Source organism: Thiolinea disciformis DSM 14473 (genome assembly GCF_000371925.1).
GTDB lineage: Bacteria > Pseudomonadota > Gammaproteobacteria > Thiotrichales > Thiotrichaceae > Thiolinea > Thiolinea disciformis.
The window spans coordinates 19,492-38,731 of the sequence record NZ_AQVE01000014.1; the positions used below are offsets into that span (position 1 = coordinate 19,492).

The 19,240-nt window shown below is 44.7% G+C and carries 18 protein-coding genes; 13 read left to right on the forward strand and 5 right to left on the reverse strand.

Going from position 1 to position 19,240, the window contains the following annotated elements; translation table 11 throughout:
• Window positions 1-111: 111 nt before the first annotated feature.
• The 10 genes from A3IE_RS0111575 to arsN2 all read left to right on the forward strand — a co-directional run bounded on the left by A3IE_RS0111575 (window position 112) and on the right by arsN2 (window position 10,392).
• The gene (locus A3IE_RS0111575) at window positions 112-843 is read left to right on the forward strand and encodes a hypothetical protein (protein WP_020395788.1); all 732 of its coding nucleotides are present in this window, start codon (window positions 112-114) and stop codon (window positions 841-843) included.
• A 17-nt stretch (window positions 844-860) separates the two neighbouring features.
• Window positions 861-1,559 (forward strand): putative nucleotide-diphospho-sugar transferase, encoded by a 699-nt coding sequence (locus tag A3IE_RS0111580; protein ID WP_020395789.1) that lies wholly within the window; start codon window positions 861-863, stop codon window positions 1,557-1,559.
• A gap of 6 nt (window positions 1,560-1,565) precedes the next feature.
• On the forward strand, window positions 1,566-2,375 hold the full coding sequence (locus A3IE_RS0111585; protein WP_020395790.1) for a glycosyltransferase family 2 protein: 810 nt from the start codon (window positions 1,566-1,568) through the stop codon (window positions 2,373-2,375).
• Window positions 2,372-3,289: a 6-hydroxymethylpterin diphosphokinase MptE-like protein gene (locus A3IE_RS22095; protein WP_020395791.1), complete on the forward strand. Its 918-nt coding sequence runs from the start codon at window positions 2,372-2,374 to the stop codon at window positions 3,287-3,289. Before A3IE_RS0111585 ends, A3IE_RS22095 begins: the two co-directional genes overlap by 4 nt.
• A gap of 425 nt (window positions 3,290-3,714) precedes the next feature.
• Window positions 3,715-7,155 carry a pyruvate carboxylase gene (locus tag A3IE_RS0111595; RefSeq protein WP_020395792.1) on the forward strand — a complete coding sequence of 1,147 codons (3,441 nt, stop codon included), beginning with the start codon at window positions 3,715-3,717 and terminating at the stop codon, window positions 7,153-7,155.
• 67 nt (window positions 7,156-7,222) lie between these two features.
• Window positions 7,223-7,858, forward strand: a complete 636-nt coding sequence (locus A3IE_RS0111600; RefSeq protein WP_020395793.1) for a hypothetical protein — start codon at window positions 7,223-7,225, stop codon at window positions 7,856-7,858.
• Window positions 7,859-7,985: 127 nt separating this feature from the next.
• Window positions 7,986-8,462: an ArsI/CadI family heavy metal resistance metalloenzyme gene (locus A3IE_RS0111605; protein WP_020395794.1), complete on the forward strand. Its 477-nt coding sequence runs from the start codon at window positions 7,986-7,988 to the stop codon at window positions 8,460-8,462.
• An 11-nt stretch (window positions 8,463-8,473) separates the two neighbouring features.
• Window positions 8,474-8,890: an arsenate reductase ArsC gene (locus A3IE_RS0111610; protein WP_020395795.1), complete on the forward strand. Its 417-nt coding sequence runs from the start codon at window positions 8,474-8,476 to the stop codon at window positions 8,888-8,890.
• A complete protein-coding gene (arsB, locus tag A3IE_RS0111615; protein WP_020395796.1) occupies window positions 8,891-9,970 on the forward strand; it encodes an ACR3 family arsenite efflux transporter in 1,080 nt (359 codons plus the stop codon).
• Window positions 9,967-10,392 (forward strand): arsenic resistance N-acetyltransferase ArsN2, encoded by a 426-nt coding sequence (gene arsN2 / locus A3IE_RS20525; protein WP_020395797.1) that lies wholly within the window; start codon window positions 9,967-9,969, stop codon window positions 10,390-10,392. The genes arsB and arsN2 overlap by 4 nt, the downstream gene beginning before the upstream one ends.
• Here arsN2 and A3IE_RS0111625 read toward each other — a convergent pair.
• The gene (locus A3IE_RS0111625; RefSeq protein WP_020395798.1) at window positions 10,389-10,700 is read right to left on the reverse strand and encodes an ArsR/SmtB family transcription factor; all 312 of its coding nucleotides are present in this window, start codon (window positions 10,698-10,700) and stop codon (window positions 10,389-10,391) included. The two genes, arsN2 and A3IE_RS0111625, sit on opposite strands and share 4 nt — an antisense overlap.
• Window positions 10,701-10,971: 271 nt before the next feature.
• On the opposite strand from A3IE_RS0111625, the gene A3IE_RS0111630 reads away from it, so the two are divergent.
• Complete coding sequence (locus A3IE_RS0111630; RefSeq protein WP_020395799.1) at window positions 10,972-11,745, forward strand: AMP nucleosidase; 774 nt, start codon at window positions 10,972-10,974, stop codon at window positions 11,743-11,745.
• A 262-nt stretch (window positions 11,746-12,007) separates the two neighbouring features.
• Here A3IE_RS0111630 and A3IE_RS0111635 read toward each other — a convergent pair whose 3' ends face one another.
• From A3IE_RS0111635 to A3IE_RS0111650, 4 genes are all read right to left on the reverse strand, one after another.
• The gene (locus tag A3IE_RS0111635) at window positions 12,008-12,418 is read right to left on the reverse strand and encodes a hypothetical protein (protein WP_020395800.1); all 411 of its coding nucleotides are present in this window, start codon (window positions 12,416-12,418) and stop codon (window positions 12,008-12,010) included.
• A gap of 447 nt (window positions 12,419-12,865) precedes the next feature.
• Window positions 12,866-14,458 carry an acyl CoA:acetate/3-ketoacid CoA transferase gene (locus A3IE_RS0111640; protein WP_026154906.1) on the reverse strand — a complete coding sequence of 531 codons (1,593 nt, stop codon included), beginning with the start codon at window positions 14,456-14,458 and terminating at the stop codon, window positions 12,866-12,868.
• Window positions 14,459-14,467: 9 nt separating this feature from the next.
• Entirely contained in the window at window positions 14,468-15,865 is a 1,398-nt protein-coding gene (locus A3IE_RS0111645; RefSeq protein ID WP_020395802.1) for a GntP family permease, read from the reverse strand.
• 203 nt (window positions 15,866-16,068) lie between these two features.
• A complete protein-coding gene (locus A3IE_RS0111650; RefSeq protein WP_020395803.1) occupies window positions 16,069-17,553 on the reverse strand; it encodes a sigma-54 interaction domain-containing protein in 1,485 nt (494 codons plus the stop codon).
• A gap of 145 nt (window positions 17,554-17,698) precedes the next feature.
• On the opposite strand from A3IE_RS0111650, the gene A3IE_RS0111655 reads away from it, so the two are divergent.
• Together A3IE_RS0111655 and A3IE_RS0111660 are read left to right on the forward strand one after the other, a co-directional pair.
• Entirely contained in the window at window positions 17,699-18,085 is a 387-nt protein-coding gene (locus tag A3IE_RS0111655; protein ID WP_020395804.1) for a hypothetical protein, read from the forward strand.
• A 143-nt stretch (window positions 18,086-18,228) separates the two neighbouring features.
• Window positions 18,229-19,134: a DMT family transporter gene (locus A3IE_RS0111660; protein ID WP_020395805.1), complete on the forward strand. Its 906-nt coding sequence runs from the start codon at window positions 18,229-18,231 to the stop codon at window positions 19,132-19,134.
• The last annotated feature ends 106 nt before the right edge of the window (window positions 19,135-19,240 follow it).

The window sequence follows — 19,240 nt, forward strand, 5'->3', positions numbered from 1 at the left end:
AAGTTACCCTGATAAGCTTCCTGCCTATTCTTTAACAAGCGAAAATAGCTTTAAAGCGTGGGGCGGTGTATGCTTTTGCGCCATTCCAACTACGAGAGCTAAAACAACTTAATGGCAACGCCAGTCAATATTATTTGCATGAAATGGGGCACGAAATACGGCGCCGATTATGTAAATCGCTTATATGGCATGATTGCGCGCAACCTAAGTTTGCCGTTCCAATTAACCTGTTTTACCGACAATGCCAAGGCTATTCGCCCTGAAGTACGTATTTGTGATTTGCCCAAATTGCACTTACCCAAGGGTGCGCCGGAACGTGGCTGGAATAAATTAAGTACCTTGGATGCTGATCTGGGCGGTTTAAGTGGTAATGTTTTGTTTCTCGACTTGGATGTTGTAATTGTGGGGTCGATTAATGAACTTTTTACCCATTCAGGAAAATTTTTGATTATTCGTGATACGAAATTGCGGCGCCGCCTCATTGGTAATTCATCGGTTTACCGCTTTGAAGTTGGGCGTTATGTTGAGGTATTAGAGCGGTTTCGCCGTGAATTCGACGCCATTCGCCAAATGTATCGGAATGAGCAGGCTTATTTATCTGCCGCGATTCGTGAAAAAGGTGAGTTGGAGTTTTGGCCGGAAGCATGGTGTCCAAGCTTCAAATATCACTGTATGAAACCTTGGCCTCTGAGTTATTGGCAAGATGCCCGTGTGCCTGAAGGGGCAAAAGTGGTGATTTTTCATGGACATCCTGAACCACACGAGGCCATCGTGGGTATTACTCACAAGTGGTATCGTCCGGTACGTCCTACGCAATGGGTAGCGGATGATTGGCGCGAATAGACCCCTGAGGAATAACGGTGTCTGATTATAATTACCAACATGAAATCACATGGCTAGCAGGTGGGCAAGCTTATATCGTTTGCGCTTATTTCACAGCAAACTACCTCGATGAAATTAAAAGCCTGCACCAATCATTAGTCCATTTGAGCATTAATCATTATATCTATCCGCACGAGGACTTAGGGTATTGGGAAAAGAATACACGCGCTAAACCGGCGTTTATTCTGAAGTGTCTGAATCACTTTCCGAACCATCATATCGTCTATACCGATGCGGATTCCGTCTTTCGTAAAAACCCTGCGTTATTCGAAAATCTTAACGAAGATATAGCGATTTTCAAAGCGCCAGATAAATCGGGCTATTTTACGCATGACTATTTAACCAGTACGGTTTATTTCAAAAATAATGAAAAGAGTCGTGCGCTGCTGCAACAATGGATGGACGAGCAGCATGTAGGGGCATTGCAAGTCGATCAGGATAGTTTCGATATTGCTGTCAAGAAAATCCCTGATCTCACGATTTATCCTCTACCTTTTAGTTATGTCAAAGTTTTTGATCAGAACAAGGGCATCGAGCCAGTCATTGAGCATTTCCAAGCCAGCCGTAAACAAGTAAAGTTAAAAAACCATGTACGACGTTGGCGCAATCGGGTACTTGGTTTAATAGTTTTATTATTAGTGCTGTGGTTGATTTATAAACTGTTCGCAGCCTCATAAACGACTATGCTACGTTTTAGTGTTATTACCCCTAGCTATAATCGCCCTCAAGAGCTAAAGCGCTGTTTGGATTCTTTACTGGCTCAAACTTATACGCATTGGCAGGTCATTGTAGTGAATGATGGCTCTAGTGCCGATTACAGTTCTTTAGAGCCTTACTGGCAACATGCACAAATTCGCTATTTAGCACAAACTGAAAATCGTGGCGTCAATCAAGCACGGAATATCGCCTTAGAACAAGCGCCTGCCGAAGTGACTGATTATTTGTGCTTTGTCGATGACGATGAGTATTTAGTGCCGGAAGCTTTTGCTATTGCCAATGCCTTATTAACCAAAAATCCACAAGCTTGGTTAGTACTGCAATGCTTCCTCAATAATAATAACAAAACTTATATGGCACGCTCGGGGCCAATGGATTACATTGATGACTATTTGTATGGTACATCCCTTAAGAAAGATGCTACCCACTTTATTCAGGTTGATTTAGCGAAGTTAGCCAGATTTTCAAGCTTTGTGCGTAATGGCGAAGAATGGATTTATTTTGCGACGCTTGCTAAACACTCGTCATGTTGGGCAGAGCAGATTCCCGTTAAATATAATCTTCATCAGCCTCAGGGTTTATCTTTAGGCAATATGCATGGCAAAAGTGTCTTGAAGCCTTATCTGATGAAATGGTATCGGCCTTATGTCGCTGTGAAACTGCGACCTCATAATGCCAAAGCATGGCAAGCCTTAATCCTACAAATCTTAAAATTGCCGCTGCGTTTGCCACAAATGAGTTTTAAGATCATAAAAAATATTTTTTCTTCATCATGAGTATAAAAAAACTCTGGTTTAAACTGACGCACTCGCCCAAAAAATGGCATTATCTGGAGTATTGGCCCGAGCTTCGTCTTGAGCGACAGCAGCAAAGCGAAACACTTATTTTTCAGAATAACTTAAAGATTTCTAGTAGAAACGTAGATGAGCTTAAAGCGTTATTCACTGCCCAAACGGTTTTTTTAGTCGGTGCAGGCCCTTCTATTAATGAGCAGAATCTCGCTCCTTTAAAGTCAAGCCAAACGCTTTTTTTGAATGGTGCACTTTCACTTCTGGAGTCACATCAACTGAAGCCCAGTGCGGTATTAATTATCGATAAAGGTTTTATCCAGCGTCATCAACACTTTCTTAGGCTCATTCCTGTTGGCACGCCTTGCATTTTTACCTTAGGTGTGGTGCGACAAATTTTGCGCTTTGAGCCTGAGTTTTTTGAAGCCCGTCCTTTATACCTCATTGAAAAAGCCAGTAAACCCTATGGTCGGCCAGCGCTTACTACGGCGCAATTAGACGCTCACTATTTTGCTAAAAGTGAAGACGTGGCTTGCAGTTTAGATATTAAAAAAGGTTTTGCTGAGGCAGGTACGGTGATGTATGTCGCGGCGCAATTAATGCTCTATTGGCGTGCGCAAACGATCATTTTAGTGGGATTTGATTTGGGCAATGCACAACAACCACGCTTTTATGAAACGCAGCAAAGCCGTGCGAAGAATAAAAGTGGCCTAGAAAAGGCTTTGCACGCTCGTATTCTCCCAGCCTTTACCTTGTTTAAAAAACTTTGTGATGAACGCGGCATTCAACTCACCAATGCATCGCATTTGAGTCAAATGCCTTATGATATTATTCCTTTTAACCCCGTACTTCTGCCGCAGAATGGTGCGATGAATACATCATCGAGCCAAGTTAGCGAGTGACCCTATGCTTTCTGTAGGGGCTGTACGTGCTTTTCTAGATCAAAGTCAAAAGCTGTTTTTGCTAATTGATGTAGGCTCAACATGACAGTGATGGTTTGTTGTGCCAAGATTTCTCAATTACCCCTTTAGTTTAAATATTTTAACAGCGCTACCGCTATTGTTGGGTCGGTGTGCTTTCCATTAAGTTTTTGGCAAAACACCCAATGCCATTTTGTGAAAACGCGGGTATTTAAAGCGGCATTGGGCGTCATGCGGCCTTACAGACTTTTATCGATTGAAGATTCTTTCAACAGCCTCCTGCCAAAAACACTGGCATGAATCCTGCGTTCAAGCTTCGGAAAAGTTATACTAGCGTTACCACCTAAAGCTAACTACATGCACCCTATTAGGCTTGGTTTACATCTTACTTACGAGGATAAGGTTACATGGGTTCCAAAATTAAGAAGCTATTGGTCGCCAATCGTGGCGAAATTGCAATCCGTATCTTACGTGCGGCGGCGGAATTAGGGTTAAGAACTGTCTCTATTTATACCTATGAAGATCGTTTTTCTCCCCATCGCTACAAGGCCGACGAAGCATGGCAGGTTGGCAAAGATGATGAGCCATTAAAGCCTTATTTAGATATTGAAGCGATTATTGCCGTGGCAAAGCGCACTGGCGCCGATGGCATTCATCCGGGTTATGGTTTCTTATCCGAGAATGTACGTTTTGCGTCGCGTTGCCGTGAAGAAGGGATTACTTTCGTCGGCCCAAGCCCTGAGGCTATGCAAAAGCTAGGCGATAAAGTAGCTGCCAAAGAAATTGCTATCGCAGCAGGCTTACCGATTATTGAGGACAGCAAACAAGCCTTAACGAGCATTGATATTGCGCGTCAAGAAGCGGAACGTATTGGCTATCCTTTAATGATGAAGGCGGCATCAGGTGGCGGCGGACGCGGGATGCGTGTGATTCGTGAAGCCTCACAATTAGAGCAGTCGTATAATGATGCCCGCAATGAAGCCCTAAAAGCTTTCGGCGATAACACGGTTTTCTTAGAAAAATATATCGATTCCCCCAAGCATATTGAAGTGCAGATTTTGGGTGATACCCACGGCAATCTGGTGCATTTATTCGAGCGTGATTGTTCAGTACAGCGTCGTTTCCAGAAAGTAGTAGAGGTTGCGCCCAGCTTCTTAAGACAAGAAACGCGTCAAAAATTATATGATTATGCGTTAGCGATTACGCGCTATGTCAATTATTCCTGCGCGGGCACGGTCGAGTTTTTGGTGGATGCGGAAGAAAATATCTATTTCATTGAAGTGAATCCGCGTGTACAAGTAGAACATACGGTCACGGAACAGATCACGGGTATCGACATTGTACGTAGTCAGATTTTGATCGCGGGTGGGGCACTGTTAGGTGATCCACAAATCGCGATCCCTAGTCAAGCGGCAGTTACGGCCAATGGTTATTCAGTGCAATGCCGTATTACCACAGAAGACCCTGAAAACGGTTTTAAGCCCGATTACGGTACCTTGATCGCTTATCGCTCTACTGGCGGTTTCGGGATTCGTTTGGACGCAGGCGCAGCTTATCCGGGCGCCAAAGTATCGCCTTTCTTCGACTCGATGTTGGTAAAAGTCACTTCATGGGGTCGTACTTTTGAGGGGGCGATTAGCCGTAGCTTGCGGGGCTTAAAAGAGTTCCGTATTCGTGGTGTAAAAACCAATATTGGTTTCTTGGAAAATGTGCTGGAACATCCAACCTTCGTTAAAGGGAAAGCCACGGTTACCTTTATCGATCAGCATCCTGAATTATTCCATACGCCACAACGTTTTGACCGTGGCACTAAGACGATTAAATTCATTGCCAATACGATTGTAAATGGCAATCCCGATGTAAAATACGTCGACCCCAATAAGCATTTCCGTAAAGCTATTATTCCTGAATTTGATCAAACGGGTACTTATCCAAAAGGTACGAAAGACAAGCTCACTGAATTAGGTGCGGAAAAGTTCTGTCAGTGGGTGAAGGACCAACCGAATATTTTCTATACCGATACCACGCTGCGTGATGCCCATCAATCCTTATTAGCAACGCGTGTGCGTACGGATGATATGTTGCGTATTGCAGAAGGTTTTGCGAAAAACCATCCACAAATGTTTTCACTGGAAATGTGGGGTGGTGCGACCTTTGATGTGGCGATGCGCTTCTTACATGAATGTCCTTGGGATCGTTTGCGCTTGTTGCGTAAGGCGGTGCCAAACATCTTATTCCAAATGTTATTCCGTGGCTCCAATGCGGTAGGTTATACCGCCTACCCCGATAATGTCGTCGGGTCTTTCATTGAAAAGGCGTGGGAACAAGGTATCGATGTATTCCGTATTTTCGACTCCTTGAACTGGATCGAAGGGATGCGTAAATCCATCCAAGTGGTACGTGAACGCACCGGTGGTATTGCGGAAGGTACGATTTGCTATACCGGCGATGTATTACGCACGGATAGTGGCTACAAATACAACTTGCAATATTATCTTGATCTGGCTAAGCAGTTAGAAGATGCGGGCGCACATATGCTAGCGGTCAAAGACATGGCAGGTCTACTGAAGCCTTATGCGGCGGAAAAATTGATTCCAGCCTTAAAAGAAGCGGTCAGCATTCCGATTCATTTGCACACACATGATACGGCCTCCATTCAAGCGGCAACCTTGTTAAAAGCGATTGAAGCCGGTGTGGATGTGGTGGATGGCTGCTTAAGTTCTATGTCGGGTCTAACCTCACAAGTGAATTTGAACTCCCTAATCGCTGCTATGGAAGGCCAAGCCCGCGAGCAGAAATTCAATCTGCGTTCGTTGAATGAATATGCGAACTATTGGGAAGATGTGCGTGAGGTTTACTATCCGTTTGAGTCAGGCTTAAAAGCCGGTACGGCCGAGGTTTATAATCACGAAATTCCAGGAGGGCAATACTCCAATCTGCGCCCTCAAGCCATTGCTTTAGGTTTAGAGCATAAGTTCGAGGAAGTGAAGGAAAACTATGCGGTCGTCAATCGTATGTTTGGTGACATTGTGAAAGTCACGCCTTCCTCTAAAGTTGTCGGTGATATGGCGATTTATATGACCTCCAATGGCTTATCGGAAGCGGATGTCATGGAGCGTGGCGAAACCTTAGCTTTCCCTGATTCTGTCATCGATTTGTTCAAAGGTGGTTTGGGTCAAGTGGCGGGTGGTTTTCCCGAAAAGCTTAGCAATATCGTCTTAAAGGGTGAAAAGCCTTATGCAGGTCGTCCAAATGATCATTTGAAACCAGTTGATTTAGACGCTGAGTTCGAAGCCTTCAAAAAGGAATTCGATCCTGAGCAAACCTATCTCGACTTCTTATCCTTCAAAATGTACCCCGCCGTATTCCGCGATTTCTACAAGCATCAGCAAGAATATGGGGATGTCAGTCATTTGCCTTCGCCGCTGTTCTTTTATGGTTTAAAAACCAATGAAGAAGTGTTAGTGGAATTGGGTCAAGGTCAAGTACTGATCATTCGTATGTTGTATCGCTCACCCGCCGATGAAAGTGGTATGTGCACGGTGACCTTCGAATTTAATGGTCAAATCCGCGCGGTACAGGTACGCGACAAATCGGTTAAACCTACGAAAGCTTCGCATCGTAAAGCTGCTGAACCGAATGAAATCGGTACATCACTGCAAGGTAAATTGGCGGCGATTATGGTGAAAGCCGGTGATAACGTAGAGCAAAATACGCCGCTCTTTGTGATTGAAGCGATGAAGATGGAAACGACGGTGACTGCCCCTACTACGGGCAAAGTGAAGAAAGTGCATTTGCAAGTGGGCGAGTTGGTCGAGCAGGGTGATTTAATTATTGAACTCGAGTAATTAGCCTTATTTTTCACTCAATCTGCCCTCTTTCTTGTTGAGAAAGAGGGTTCAAAAAGAGATACTGATGAAAAAAATTACTCACTTGATGCTGGGAGCGATAGTCGCTTGCGTATTCATGCAAACGGCTTTCGCTTGTAGCCCGCCTATCCCTCCGAGCCCTGGACAAGAAAACCAACAGCCTACCAAAATCATAGCCTCAGCTAATGGGCTATATATGGTGAAATTGGTTCCCCCCGTTTATACTCGCGACCCACAAAGAGGACTTGTTATAAGTCGCAATGCTTATGGGGAAGCCTTCCGAGCAAAACCTGATGGCTCACTAGAATTGATGTGGAAAATGCCATTAGACTATGTTTATTACCGCAATTTTGAGGGGGAGTACTTTCTAGATGATGATGGTATTTTTTTAGTTCAAATCAATTTTGCTAAAAGCCTTGATGATAAGAAGGCTATGAGAGTCTATCAGCGTGGCAAACTTATTTTCAGCTATTCGCCTCGGACTTTCATGCCGCAGCTAAACCGATTTCAAGTCAGTACTTGCGGTAATGCACCTTGGATTAAACGTGAGTCTGCTATAACGCGCAGTCCAATCGTTTTAAAAGAACACTACCTTGCTTTCCAAACCATAGATGCAAAAAAATGGTGGTTTGATATAAGAAAACCACCTGCACAAGCGAAGGGCTCTACGCAAAGCTGGTAAAAACTGAAAGTGTCATACCAGCTATTTTTTTGATCCCCGTCCATCAAAAACATCTTGGTGCTAACTTGAATAATGATTTTATTTCAACTATTATTGAAATAATGAAATATAACGCTGAGGTGCTATCATGAAACGTCTACATATCCATCTTTCGGTTGAAGATTTAGCTGACAACATTCAATTCTATTCACAATTATTTGGTGCTAGTCCTAGTGTGGTGAAAGATGACTACGCGAAGTGGATGCTGGAAGATCCGCGCGTTAACTTTGCTATTTCCCAGCGTGGCGCCCCGATTGGCTTAAATCACTTGGGGATTCAGGCAGAATCTAACGAGGAATTAGAAGTGCTGAATGGTCGTCTGCAAGGATTACAGCAAGCTATCGTTACCGAGACAGCGGCAGCCTGTTGTTATGCTGTGTCGGATAAATATTGGATCAATGACCCACAAGGGATTGCTTGGGAGCAGTTTCACACCTTAGACAGTATTCCCGTGTTTGGTGGGACGAGTGCTAGACAAAATAATTGTTGCACACCTGAAACACCAAAATCTGAGGCGAAAAGCGCTTGTTGTACGCCAGTGGCTGGCAAAACGACTTGTTGTTAAGGGGATTCATCATGCCAGTACCCAGTGTTCTAATTTTATGCACAGGTAATGCTTGTCGTTCGCAAATGGCTGAAGCCTTAGTGAATCATGATTTAGCCGGTAAAGTGCGGGCTTTGTCTGCTGGAACGAATCCTCAGCCCTGCGTTGCACCCAGAGCCTTAGAAGCGTTGAGCCAGATTCAAGTCAGTACTTTGGGTTTAAGACCTAAAGCGCTGGATGAATTGCTGGATGAGCCTATTGATTTGGTGATTACGGTCTGCGATAACGCCAAAGAAAGTTGCCCTATTTTCCCCAAAGCTGTACGCATGATTCATTTGCCTTTTCACGATCCTCATGACGAAGCGTTATCAAGTTTTGTGCAGGTACGAGATGATATTCGTGCTCGCTTAATCCCTTGCATCCAACAAGCCTTGGGTTTGGAGGTATAAATGTCAGCACAATGCGAACTTGCTGCTCAAAAAAGTGGTAAAACCATGAGCCTATTTGAACGTTATTTAAGCGTTTGGGTGTTGTTGTGCATCGTGATTGGCATTGGGCTAGGGGCATTATTTCCCTCCGTTTTCCGAACGATTGCTGCACTTGAAGTGGCACAAGTGAATTTACCGGTTGCGCTATTGATTTGGCTCATGATTATTCCCATGCTGCTAAAAATTGATTTTCGTGCCATGCAGCAGGTTAGTCAGTATTGGAAAGGAATCGGCGTCACCTTATTTATCAATTGGCTGGTGAAGCCTTTCTCAATGGCTTTCCTCGCTTGGTTATTTATTCGGGTTTTATTTGCGCCTTGGTTGCCTGCGGATCAGTTAGATAGTTATATCGCGGGCCTCATTTTATTAGCGGCAGCGCCTTGCACTGCGATGGTTTTTGTGTGGAGCAATTTGTCGGATGGCGAGCCACATTTCACCTTGTCACAAGTTGCTCTGAACGATGCCATTATGATAATTGCCTTTGCGCCTTTGGTGGGGTTTTTATTGGGTATTGCAGCGATTAGTGTGCCGTGGGACACCTTATTTTTATCCGTCTTGATTTACATTATTTTGCCGCTGATTTTAAGTCAATGGTTGCGCCACTTACTTTTAAAACATAATCAGCTAGAGCGCTTTTTGAAGGTCTTGCAACCCCTTTCTTTAATCGCTTTATTAGCAACCCTCATTCTATTATTTGGCTTTCAAGGTCAGCGTGTATTAGCACAGCCGGTGATTATTGTATTGCTGGCTATTCCGATTGTATTGCAAGTGTATTTCAATTCATTATTGGCTTATGGCCTCAATCGTTATTTTGGTGTGTCGCATTGTATTGCCGCACCTTCCGCGTTGATTGGTGCGAGTAATTTCTTTGAGTTGGCGGTTGCCAGTGCCATTGCTTTATTTGGCTTTGACTCTGGCGCTGCCTTAGCAACCGTCGTTGGCGTATTGGTGGAAGTCCCTGTCATGCTATCGATTGTGACGCTCGTTAATCGTAGTCGCGCATGGTACGAATCCGGCCTCACCCAAAAGGTACAAGCATGATTACCCCGTATTGGATTAGCGATTTAAACACCTTAAAATCCCTATTAGAGGCTGCACATTTACCTAGTCATGATCTAGGGCAGCAGGGCAGTAGCCAGTTTTGGGGTTTGGGTCAGCCGTATTATGCGGCGATTGGGTTGGAGCGCTATGGCGAATTTGGTTTATTGCGTTCTCTCGTCGTCGCACAAGACCAACGTCAGCAACACTGGGGCACGCAATTAGTCACGTGGGTCGAAAACTATGCCCAACAACAGCCGTTGAGTGCATTATATTTATTAACCACCAGTGCTCAGTCCTTTTTCGAGCGCTTACAGTATCGAGCGATTGAACGAGCTGATTTGCCGCCAGCCCTACAGCTTTCCAGCCAAGTGCAAGGCGCATGTCCTGCCTCGGCGCAGGTGATGAAGAAAGTGCTGAATTAACAGGCGCAATTCAAATCGCAAGCATCGCCACTGCAACAATTTTCCGTAAGATAAGCCAGCAATTCATTCATATTGCCGTACTCGGCGGTGTAAATCACATACCGCCCTGTTTGACGCGAGCTCACTAAACCGGCATGAACTAACTCTTTCATATGAAAGGAGACTGAATTAGGTGCAGTTTGCGTCTGCTCACTAATCGCACCTGCAGTTAAACCATTCTTGCCTGCTTGCACCAAAGCGCGAAACATTTCCAAACGCGATTCTTGTGCTAAAGCAGCCAGTCGCGCGACAACGATTTTCTTATCCATTCTTGCAGCATAGCGCACGCAAAAGCCAAGCGGAAGCATTTCCAATACTAGGCTTGTAAGCTTATAAAGTACTAAGGGTCTTCATTACGAATAAAATTTGAATAATTCTTACTTGAAAAAAAATCGCAGGGTCATTAAATTGACTAAGACCTTGGAGGAGGAAATGTCAGTCTTATCTTATTACACCTCAGCCAAAATTTTCTTCAAAGCACATCTGTACTTATAAAATAGTAAAGTATGGTATTTCTAATACAATAATAAAGGATAACTTATGCGCACCAAAACTGAAATCGTGACGAATTGGCTACCCCGCTATACCGGTCTTACGCCTGAAACGATGGGTCAATACATTCTGCTGACCAACTTTAATCACTACGTTGAATTATTTGCGAAATGGCATGATGTACCTGTACAAGCCTTAGATCGTAGTATGCCCAATGCTACGGCGGGAAAAATCACCATTATTAATTTCGGCATGGGTAGTGCCAATGCTGCGACCATGATGGATTTACTCAGTGTCGCTAAACCGAAAGCAGTATTGTTTTTAGGGAAATGTGGAGGTTTAAAAAAGAAAAATCAATTAGGTGATTTAATTTTACCACTGGCAGGTATTCGTGGTGAAGGAACATCATCAGATTATTTCCCCGTTGAAGTACCAGCCTTACCTGCATTTAGTTTGCAAAAGGCCGTCTCAACTACTATTTCACGCAAATACCAGCTCGAATATTGGACTGGAACGGTTTATACCACTAATCGCCGCGTCTGGGAGCACGACGATGAATTTAAAGCTTATTTGAAAAAAATTCGTTGTATGGCGATTGATATGGAAACAGCCACTATATTTAGCACGGGTTTTTATAATGAAATTCCGGTAGGCGCTTTATTATTAGTCTCTGATCGGCCCATGGAGCCAGAAGGTGTTAAAACCGAGGCCAGTGATAAAAAAGTGACTGAAGCTTTTGTCGAGCGCCATTTACGTATTGGCATTGATTCATTGCATGAATTAATTAATAACGGCCTATCAGTGAAACACTTGCGGTTTTAGAGGTTTAGTAAAATTAGACGAATTTGCACAATACCGAAGTTTATTTGCTGGCCAGCATTAGCTATCCTGCGAATATCAAAAATTAAGCAACTCTATTTTTCTGCTAAAACTTGTTCTATATAACACTTGTACCTAAAATTGTTCAAAATTTATTCTATAAAAATGTTTAAAAAATGACTTTCGCAGAAGGTCTAATAAATGACCTAAAAGTAACTGCTGGCATTGCTTATAATTTAAAATCATGAAAAGGCTTTAAGAAAGATTATTGGCGCCTTTTTCCTTGCCAGCAGTTTGGCGAATCTTGCCTTGTAACCAGATGAAGACCATCAGGGGTAATACTCCACGCCGTATACCCCTTGGTACGGTTTTCTTGGGCTAACATGCGATTTAATTGCTCAGCATTTAGATAGTGAAGCACGACGCCCTGCCGACTGATTTTAACCTCCTCTAGACCAAGGTCTTCTTTTGGCTTATTTGAATACCCAATAATAGTGTCCTGACATGGAGGCAAATCCAGTATTGATACTGAACCCTTAGTATCTCGCATCATAGTCGTCACGCTGGTATCTAATTCGTTTCGAAGATTAAGCCCGTAAAATCCATCACAACCCGATAAAAGTAATATCAGTAAACCTAGTATAAGTTGACGTTTTATTACCATGATGGCCACCATCTTCCTTCACCTCTGCTCCTACCATAACCCTGCGCAGCATGTTCAAATACATTGTCCTTTGGATCAGAAACGAACCCACCGTTCAGCTAATACGCTATTAGCGATAGTAGGGTTCTCCGCTACGAGCATGGCTCTATTGGTACACGAACTCGCTTTCAACGCAACAACACTTCACCGCTATCTTAGCCATCGTTTGCCGGAAGATTCAGTCAATAACGGTGGTCGTTTGAGGGTTACCAACGTCGTTCAACGCTTTTGGCGCATGACTTGCTGTCGTAGCCTTCACTTAGTTCCGTAGAAATCATACCAGTGAAAGCCTTAGCGTAGTTCATGATTCCTTAGCCTTCGACTCCTCTAAATCATAACCACTTAATGCTCATGAGATCTCCTCCAGATCTTGGCTGGTAAAAGGGCTAACCCATCACTGAGCTAGCACGCTTGGGCTTGCTATAACAGGCTTAATAAACCCATCTTTTCCTGTGCAAAAATCCGCGCATCCATCAATTTCAGGTTTGGGCTAATCACGGGTTTGAAATCCATGTGGGCGAGAATATCGCGTTCTACCTCTAGGCCTGCGGCGATTTCAATCAGCTCAATGCCTTCCGCACAGAGTTGGAACACGGCACGTTCCGTCACATAAAGCACGGTACGTCCTGATTGATAGGCGACGCGCCCGCTGAAGGTGCGGTGTTCGACCTGTTGAATAAATTTGCGGGTTTTGCCTTCTTGCAGAATCTTGAGTTGTCCGTTTTCGATAGCAATGTTTAAACCATTGGCGGTAAATGTGCCCACGAACACAACCTTTTTGGCATTTTGCGAGATATTAATAAAACCACCCGCGCCCGCTAGTTTAGGGCCAAACTTACTCACATTGAGATTGCCTTCCTGATCCGCTTGCGCCAAACCTAACACCGCAATGTCTAAGCCACCGCCATCATAAAAATCGAATTGCACCGCTTGATCGACAATGGCCTGTGCATTCACAGCGGCACCAAAATTCAAACCACCAGCGGGAATCCCACCGACCACTCCAGGTTCGGCGGTGAGCGTCATAAGATCAAAGATCTGTTCTTCGGCTGCTACTGATGCAACACCTTCAGGCATCCCAATGCCGAGATTCACCACATTATGGGCGGCTAATTCCATGGCGGCACGGCGTGCAATAATTTTACGTTCATCCAAAACCATGGGTGGAATGGAAGAGAGCGGTACTCGTAATTCGCTGGCAAAGGCCGCACTATAAGGTTCAATAAAAGTCTGTTGGTGGTATTCGGGTTTTTCGGCAACCACAATGCAATCCACCAAAACTGAAGGAATTTTGACTTGGCGTGCATTTAAGGTATTGCGCTCGGCAATCCGTTCTACCTGTGCAATCACAATCCCACCGCTATTATGGGCTGCCAATGCAATCGCTTGCGCTTCGAGGGTTAACGCTTCCCGTTCCATCGTAATATTGCCATCAGAGTCGGCGGTCGTGCCGCGAATAATGCCTACATGAATCGGGAAGGCTTTGTAAAACAGATACTCTTTGCCATCCAGTGCTAACACGCGCACCAAATCTTCCGTGGTTTTACTATTGAGCTTGCCGCCACCATAACGCGGATCAACGAAAGTCCCTAAACCTACATGCGTTAGCGTGCCGGGTTTGCCGGCGGCAATATCACGGAATAAATGGCAGATCACCCCTTGAGGTAGATTCCATGCTTCAATCTGATTATCAGCCGCGAGTTTGCCCAAGCTCGGTGCTAAGCCCCAGTGCCCGCCAATCACACGCTTGAGTAAGCCTTGATGACCTAAGTGATTTAAGCCGCGTTTTTGACCATCGCCTTGGCCTGCGGCATACACTAAGGTGAGATCGGTGGGGGCGTGTTCGGTGAGAAAGCGTTGTTCGAGTGCAATGGCAATATTTTCCGCAAATCCAATTCCAATAAAGCCGCTGGTAGCAATGGTATCATTGGCTTTAATGAGGCTCACGGCTTGGTGAGCACTCATGATTTTGGATGGACTGCTAACGGCTGGCGCGTTATCAGTACGCATCATTAGACCCCTTTAGACTAAGCCTGTCATATAGAAAACCGCTATGATGACAAATACCGCAAGAGTTTTGATACACGTAATCGCGAAAATATCTTTGTAGGATTGCTTGTGCGTTAAGCCTGTCACAGCTAATAAGGTAATAACCGCACCATTGTGGGGGAGGGTATCCATACCACCTGAGGCCATAGATGCTACACGGTGGAAGACTTCCAGTGGAATACCTGCGGCATTAGCATTGGCAATAAAGGTATCAGCCATCGCGGCTAAGGCTATGCCCATTCCACCTGATGCTGAACCTGTAATACCCGCCAGTGTCGTGACAGTAATCGCTTCATTGATTAGAGGATTCGGAATGGCGGTTAAAGCATTGGCAATCACTGAGAAGCCACTTAAGGCGGCAATCACCGCACCAAAACCATATTCAGACGCGGTATTCATGGTGGCTAATAAAGCGCCTGCAATCGCGGCTTTTGAACCTTCGGCAAATTTGCTAATGACAGTTCTACCCGCAAAAATGAAGATAGTCAGAATCCCCAACAGTAAAGCGCCTTCGACTGCCCATAAGGCTTTCACAGCATCAACTTGTTGTACCACTTGCGTGGATTTGCCCACCACGGCTGAAGCAAACGCCACTTCTTTGCCGTATAAGCTGGGAATGATTAAGGTGAAAACCTTGTTCATGACGCCAACGACTACTAAAGGCAGAATCGCAATCCACGGATTAGGTAGATTGGTCGATTCAAACGGAGCTGGCTCATTTAATAAATTAGTGCCATAGCCTTCGCCATTTCTGGCAGCTTTGCGGCGTGACCATTCTAGATAGCTCATTCCGCAAGCAAAGATAAATAAAGCACCAATAATCCCTAAGATGGGCGCCGCATAAATATCAGTTTTGAAGAAAGTGGTCGGAATAATGTTTTGAATTTGCGGTGTGCCAGGCAGTGAGTCCATCGTGAAGGTGAATGCCCCCAAGGCAATCGTGCCCGGAATTAAGCGCTTGGGGATATTACCCTGACGGAACATTTCCGCAGCAAACGGATAAACTGCGAAAACCACGACAAACAAAGAAACGCCACCATAAGTCAAAATGGCGCACACTAACACAATCGCCAACATAGCGCGTTCGCGACCAATCAACTTGATTACGGCAGCAACTATCGCCTGAGAGAAACCTGATAATTCGATGACCTTGCCGAAGATCGCACCCAGAATAAACACAGGGAAATAGTTCTTAACAAACACCACCATCTTGTCCATAAACAAGCCGGTGAACATAGGTGCAACCATGTGGGGATCAGTCAGTAACACAGCACCTAATGCAGCAATGGGTGCGAACAAGATGACACTATAGCCGCGATACGCGACAAACATGAGAAACGCAAGCGCTCCCAAGACTATGAGAAAATCCATCTAACCCTCTCCTCTAAAACAGTTTGTTCTTGAGCCAAACACTCAATTGTTTGGTATTTAGCAAGTCGTATGCCAAATGATAGGGGAGGTTTAAAGTATCAATTAAATCAATATATTAGTTTAATAATTATGTTTGTTTATGATTAGGGGTTTAAAAATAGTGTTCGCATTTCTGAACACTACTGTTCGCGATACTGAACAGTCTAAGCCAAACCGTACAAGGCTAGTTTTTCATATAAAGAAGTACGCGAAATACCCAGATATTGGGCTGTTTTAAGCTTATTACCCTTGCAGGCTTCGAGTGCTTGTTGAATGCTTTGCTGCTCCATCTGTGCCATTTGTTCAGCAAGGGTTGCGGTTCTAGATATTGGCTTAAGTGGAGGAGCATTAATTGGAGTCGCTTGATTTGACGTGTTGAGTTTAGGCAGAAAGCGTTGAATATCAGCCAATTGCAAAATATAGGCATCCGACAACATACACGCGCGTTCCAAAACATTTTGTAATTCACGCACATTGCCTTGCCAATGATGTTGTTGCAAATAGGCAAGTGCTTCAGCAGACAATTCACGTGGCGGTTCATTGTGTTTGTGACTAATGCTATCCAGCAGTGTTTCACATAGCGGCGGAATATCTTCCAAGCGTTCGCGCAACGGTGGCAAATTGAGCGGTACCACATTGAGACGGTAATATAAATCAGCACGGAATTTGCCCTCAGCGATACACTGCTCTAAATCGCGACTGGTGGCAGCAATAATCCGTACATCACTTTTCACCAAACGATCCGATCCGAGTGCTTCGTATTCGCCTTCTTGCAAAACGCGCAGCAATTTAGCTTGCAAAGCCAATGGCATATCACCGATTTCATCTAAGAATAAAGTCCCACCTTCCGCCAGTTTAAATTTGCCCTCGCGTCCTTTACGATCGGCTCCTGTATAAGCACCCGCGACGGCACCGAAGAATTCCGCTTCCAATAAATTATCAGGAATGGCGGCAATATTGACGGCTACAAAGGCTTGATCGGCGCGTAAACTGGCGCTGTGAATGGCTTGGGCTAATAGCTCTTTGCCTGTGCCGGTTTCGCCTTGAATTAGGATAGGTACATCGGTACGGGCGGCGCGACGTGCTTGGGTTTTCACTTCGACAAAACTAGGCGATGAACCAATCAAACTACTCATGGTGTATTTGGCGCGGCGCGCGAGGGCGAGTTGCTGGCGCGTGGCTTTAAGTTCACGGCAGATTTGATTGTAACGCGATACCACGGGGGCAAGGTGGCGCGGGTCGTCTAATAGCATGAGTCCGATGCCGCCTATGACAGTACCCTGCTCATCCCGCAAGGGGAGGCGCATAACCACGAAGGCATCATCCACACCAAAATCCATAATGTCGAGCATGATAGGTTTGCCGGATTCGACCACTTCACGCATCAGACTATGTGGTAATAAGGTTTCTACTGGCTTACCCAGATACAGCTGCGGCTGCTTTATGCCTAAGCGCTTCGGATAGTGCTCATTCATCCACACCACACGCGCTTGACGATCCACAATAAGCGCGCCTTCGCAAACGTCGGCAAATTGCATGAGCAATGAATGGCTAGCGATATGTAATAACTGCTTAACTTCGGGTGAAGTATCGCCCATCGCAGGTTTGGCTAACCATGGAAAGGGGGGTAATAGACTATTCAGCATCATTTCTCGTCCTCTTAGTCCTAACCATACCCGAAATTTAACGTATCACACAATCCAAACCTTATCAGACCTGCTAAGCTTGAAACACCTAACAAATCAAAATACAGTTAGGCGACTTATTACAACAAACTCTGTTTGAGGGGCTATCATGTTTAAATTCGTATCAACCCTGCTTATTACGGGATTAAGTCTTAGTTTGATGGGCTGCAATACCAATCCACCCGCTGTAGAGAATACGACGGAGAAGGCGCCTGAATACGCTTTTACCGCGATGGTTAGCGAGGCGAATTTGATTGATCTGGGTCGCGGTGCATCGACCGGTAGAATGCCTGCAACACGCTATAGCGCGATTGTACAATATGTTTCTTTGGGGAAGGACCTTAAGCCGGGGCAAGATATTCTCATTGAGCTAGCGGATAAGCAAACAAGCCCCTCAGTAAAAAATACCTGCCATTTTAAAGCGCCGCATAAACATCCTGCATTTGCGGGCAAAGTGCTAATTCTGGATGCAGAAGTGATAAGTTGTAATCCCTAATACACTAATTCTAAGTCCTCATTCCAAGCTAACACCTATTGCGTGTTTCAGGGGGATGGCAGATTATCGTCACAGAAGGGAAGCTTGCTAAATCCCAATCTCTCCCACAGCCTTAGACGATAACGACAACAGGAACTCACTTCATGAATTTCCGTTATTTTTTGGAATTAGTTGGTCTTGCTGCCTTATGGGGCGCGTCGTTTTTATTTATGCGTATTGCGGTTCCTGAGTTTGGTCCTATTTGGCTTAGTGCTATTCGTGTGCTAATAGCAGGTTTAGTGTTATTACCTATTCTGATTTATCAAGGTTTCTTGGCAGATTTACGCAAAACTATCTTTCCAGTTTTATTGCTGGGCGGGATTAATTCAGCCTTGCCTTTTTTAGGTTTTGCTTTTGCGACAACTTTTCTAACTGGCGGCTTTACTTCTATTCTAAATGCTACTGCGCCGCTATTTGGTGTGTTATTAGTCATTATAAGTGGCAATATTAAAACCTTAAGCCGTGCGCAAATGGTCGGTTTTTTGGTTGGTTTTCTAGGCGTAGCTATTTTAATTGGTTTGCGCCCTATGCAGATTACGACACATTTTTGGCTTGCGGTAGCTGCTGGATTAAGTGGCGCATTGCTTTATGCGATTTCTGCTAATTTTATCAAGCTAAAGTTGACTGGTGTCCCATCAATGGTCATTGCTGCAGGCAGCCAAATCAGCGCTAGTTTGTGGCTATTGCCGTTATTGCCCTTTAAAGTACCTGCTGCTTTTCCATCACTCAAAGCGATTCTTGCTTTATTCGCCTTGGCTTTATTTTCAACCGCGCTCGCTTATTTAATCTACTTTCGTTTAATTCGCCTAGTGGGTGCAACCCGTAGTTTAACCGTCACTTATCTGATTCCAGCCTTTGCTATGCTATGGGGTGCATTGATCCTACATGAGCCAGTGACCGGTGGAATGGTGTTTGGTTGTGGTGTTATTTTACTGGGGACGGCTTTGGCAAATGGTTTATTTAATAAGGCTAGTTTTGTTAAAGCGCAGAACGGTTTGACGGCTAAATAAGTTTATTATTAGTGGTGCTGATAGTAGCGAAATGAGGAATCAACGCTTTGAGAAGTTAGGCGTAGTTAGCGTAGGACAGCGTCATGATTTTTACAGACTAAAAGAA

Bases quoted from the DNA above. Each gene is read 5' to 3' on its own strand.
- A3IE_RS0111575 (WP_020395788.1), top strand. From the start codon at position 112: ATGGCAACGCCAGTCAATATTATTTGCATGAAATGGGGCACGAAATAC.
- A3IE_RS0111585 (WP_020395790.1), top strand. From the start codon at position 1,566: ATGCTACGTTTTAGTGTTATTACCCCTAGCTATAATCGCCCTCAAGAG.
- A3IE_RS22095 (WP_020395791.1), top strand. From the start codon at position 2,372: ATGAGTATAAAAAAACTCTGGTTTAAACTGACGCACTCGCCCAAAAAA.
- A3IE_RS0111595 (WP_020395792.1), top strand. From the start codon at position 3,715: ATGGGTTCCAAAATTAAGAAGCTATTGGTCGCCAATCGTGGCGAAATT.
- A3IE_RS0111600 (WP_020395793.1), top strand. From the start codon at position 7,223: ATGAAAAAAATTACTCACTTGATGCTGGGAGCGATAGTCGCTTGCGTA.
- A3IE_RS0111605 (WP_020395794.1), top strand. From the start codon at position 7,986: ATGAAACGTCTACATATCCATCTTTCGGTTGAAGATTTAGCTGACAAC.
- A3IE_RS0111610 (WP_020395795.1), top strand. From the start codon at position 8,474: ATGCCAGTACCCAGTGTTCTAATTTTATGCACAGGTAATGCTTGTCGT.
- arsB (WP_020395796.1), top strand. From the start codon at position 8,891: ATGTCAGCACAATGCGAACTTGCTGCTCAAAAAAGTGGTAAAACCATG.
- arsN2 (WP_020395797.1), top strand. From the start codon at position 9,967: ATGATTACCCCGTATTGGATTAGCGATTTAAACACCTTAAAATCCCTA.
- A3IE_RS0111625 (WP_020395798.1), bottom strand. From the start codon at position 10,700: ATGGATAAGAAAATCGTTGTCGCGCGACTGGCTGCTTTAGCACAAGAA.
- A3IE_RS0111630 (WP_020395799.1), top strand. From the start codon at position 10,972: ATGCGCACCAAAACTGAAATCGTGACGAATTGGCTACCCCGCTATACC.
- A3IE_RS0111635 (WP_020395800.1), bottom strand. From the start codon at position 12,418: ATGGTGGCCATCATGGTAATAAAACGTCAACTTATACTAGGTTTACTG.
- A3IE_RS0111640 (WP_026154906.1), bottom strand. From the start codon at position 14,458: ATGATGCGTACTGATAACGCGCCAGCCGTTAGCAGTCCATCCAAAATC.
- A3IE_RS0111645 (WP_020395802.1), bottom strand. From the start codon at position 15,865: ATGGATTTTCTCATAGTCTTGGGAGCGCTTGCGTTTCTCATGTTTGTC.
- A3IE_RS0111650 (WP_020395803.1), bottom strand. From the start codon at position 17,553: ATGATGCTGAATAGTCTATTACCCCCCTTTCCATGGTTAGCCAAACCT.
- A3IE_RS0111655 (WP_020395804.1), top strand. From the start codon at position 17,699: ATGTTTAAATTCGTATCAACCCTGCTTATTACGGGATTAAGTCTTAGT.
- A3IE_RS0111660 (WP_020395805.1), top strand. From the start codon at position 18,229: ATGAATTTCCGTTATTTTTTGGAATTAGTTGGTCTTGCTGCCTTATGG.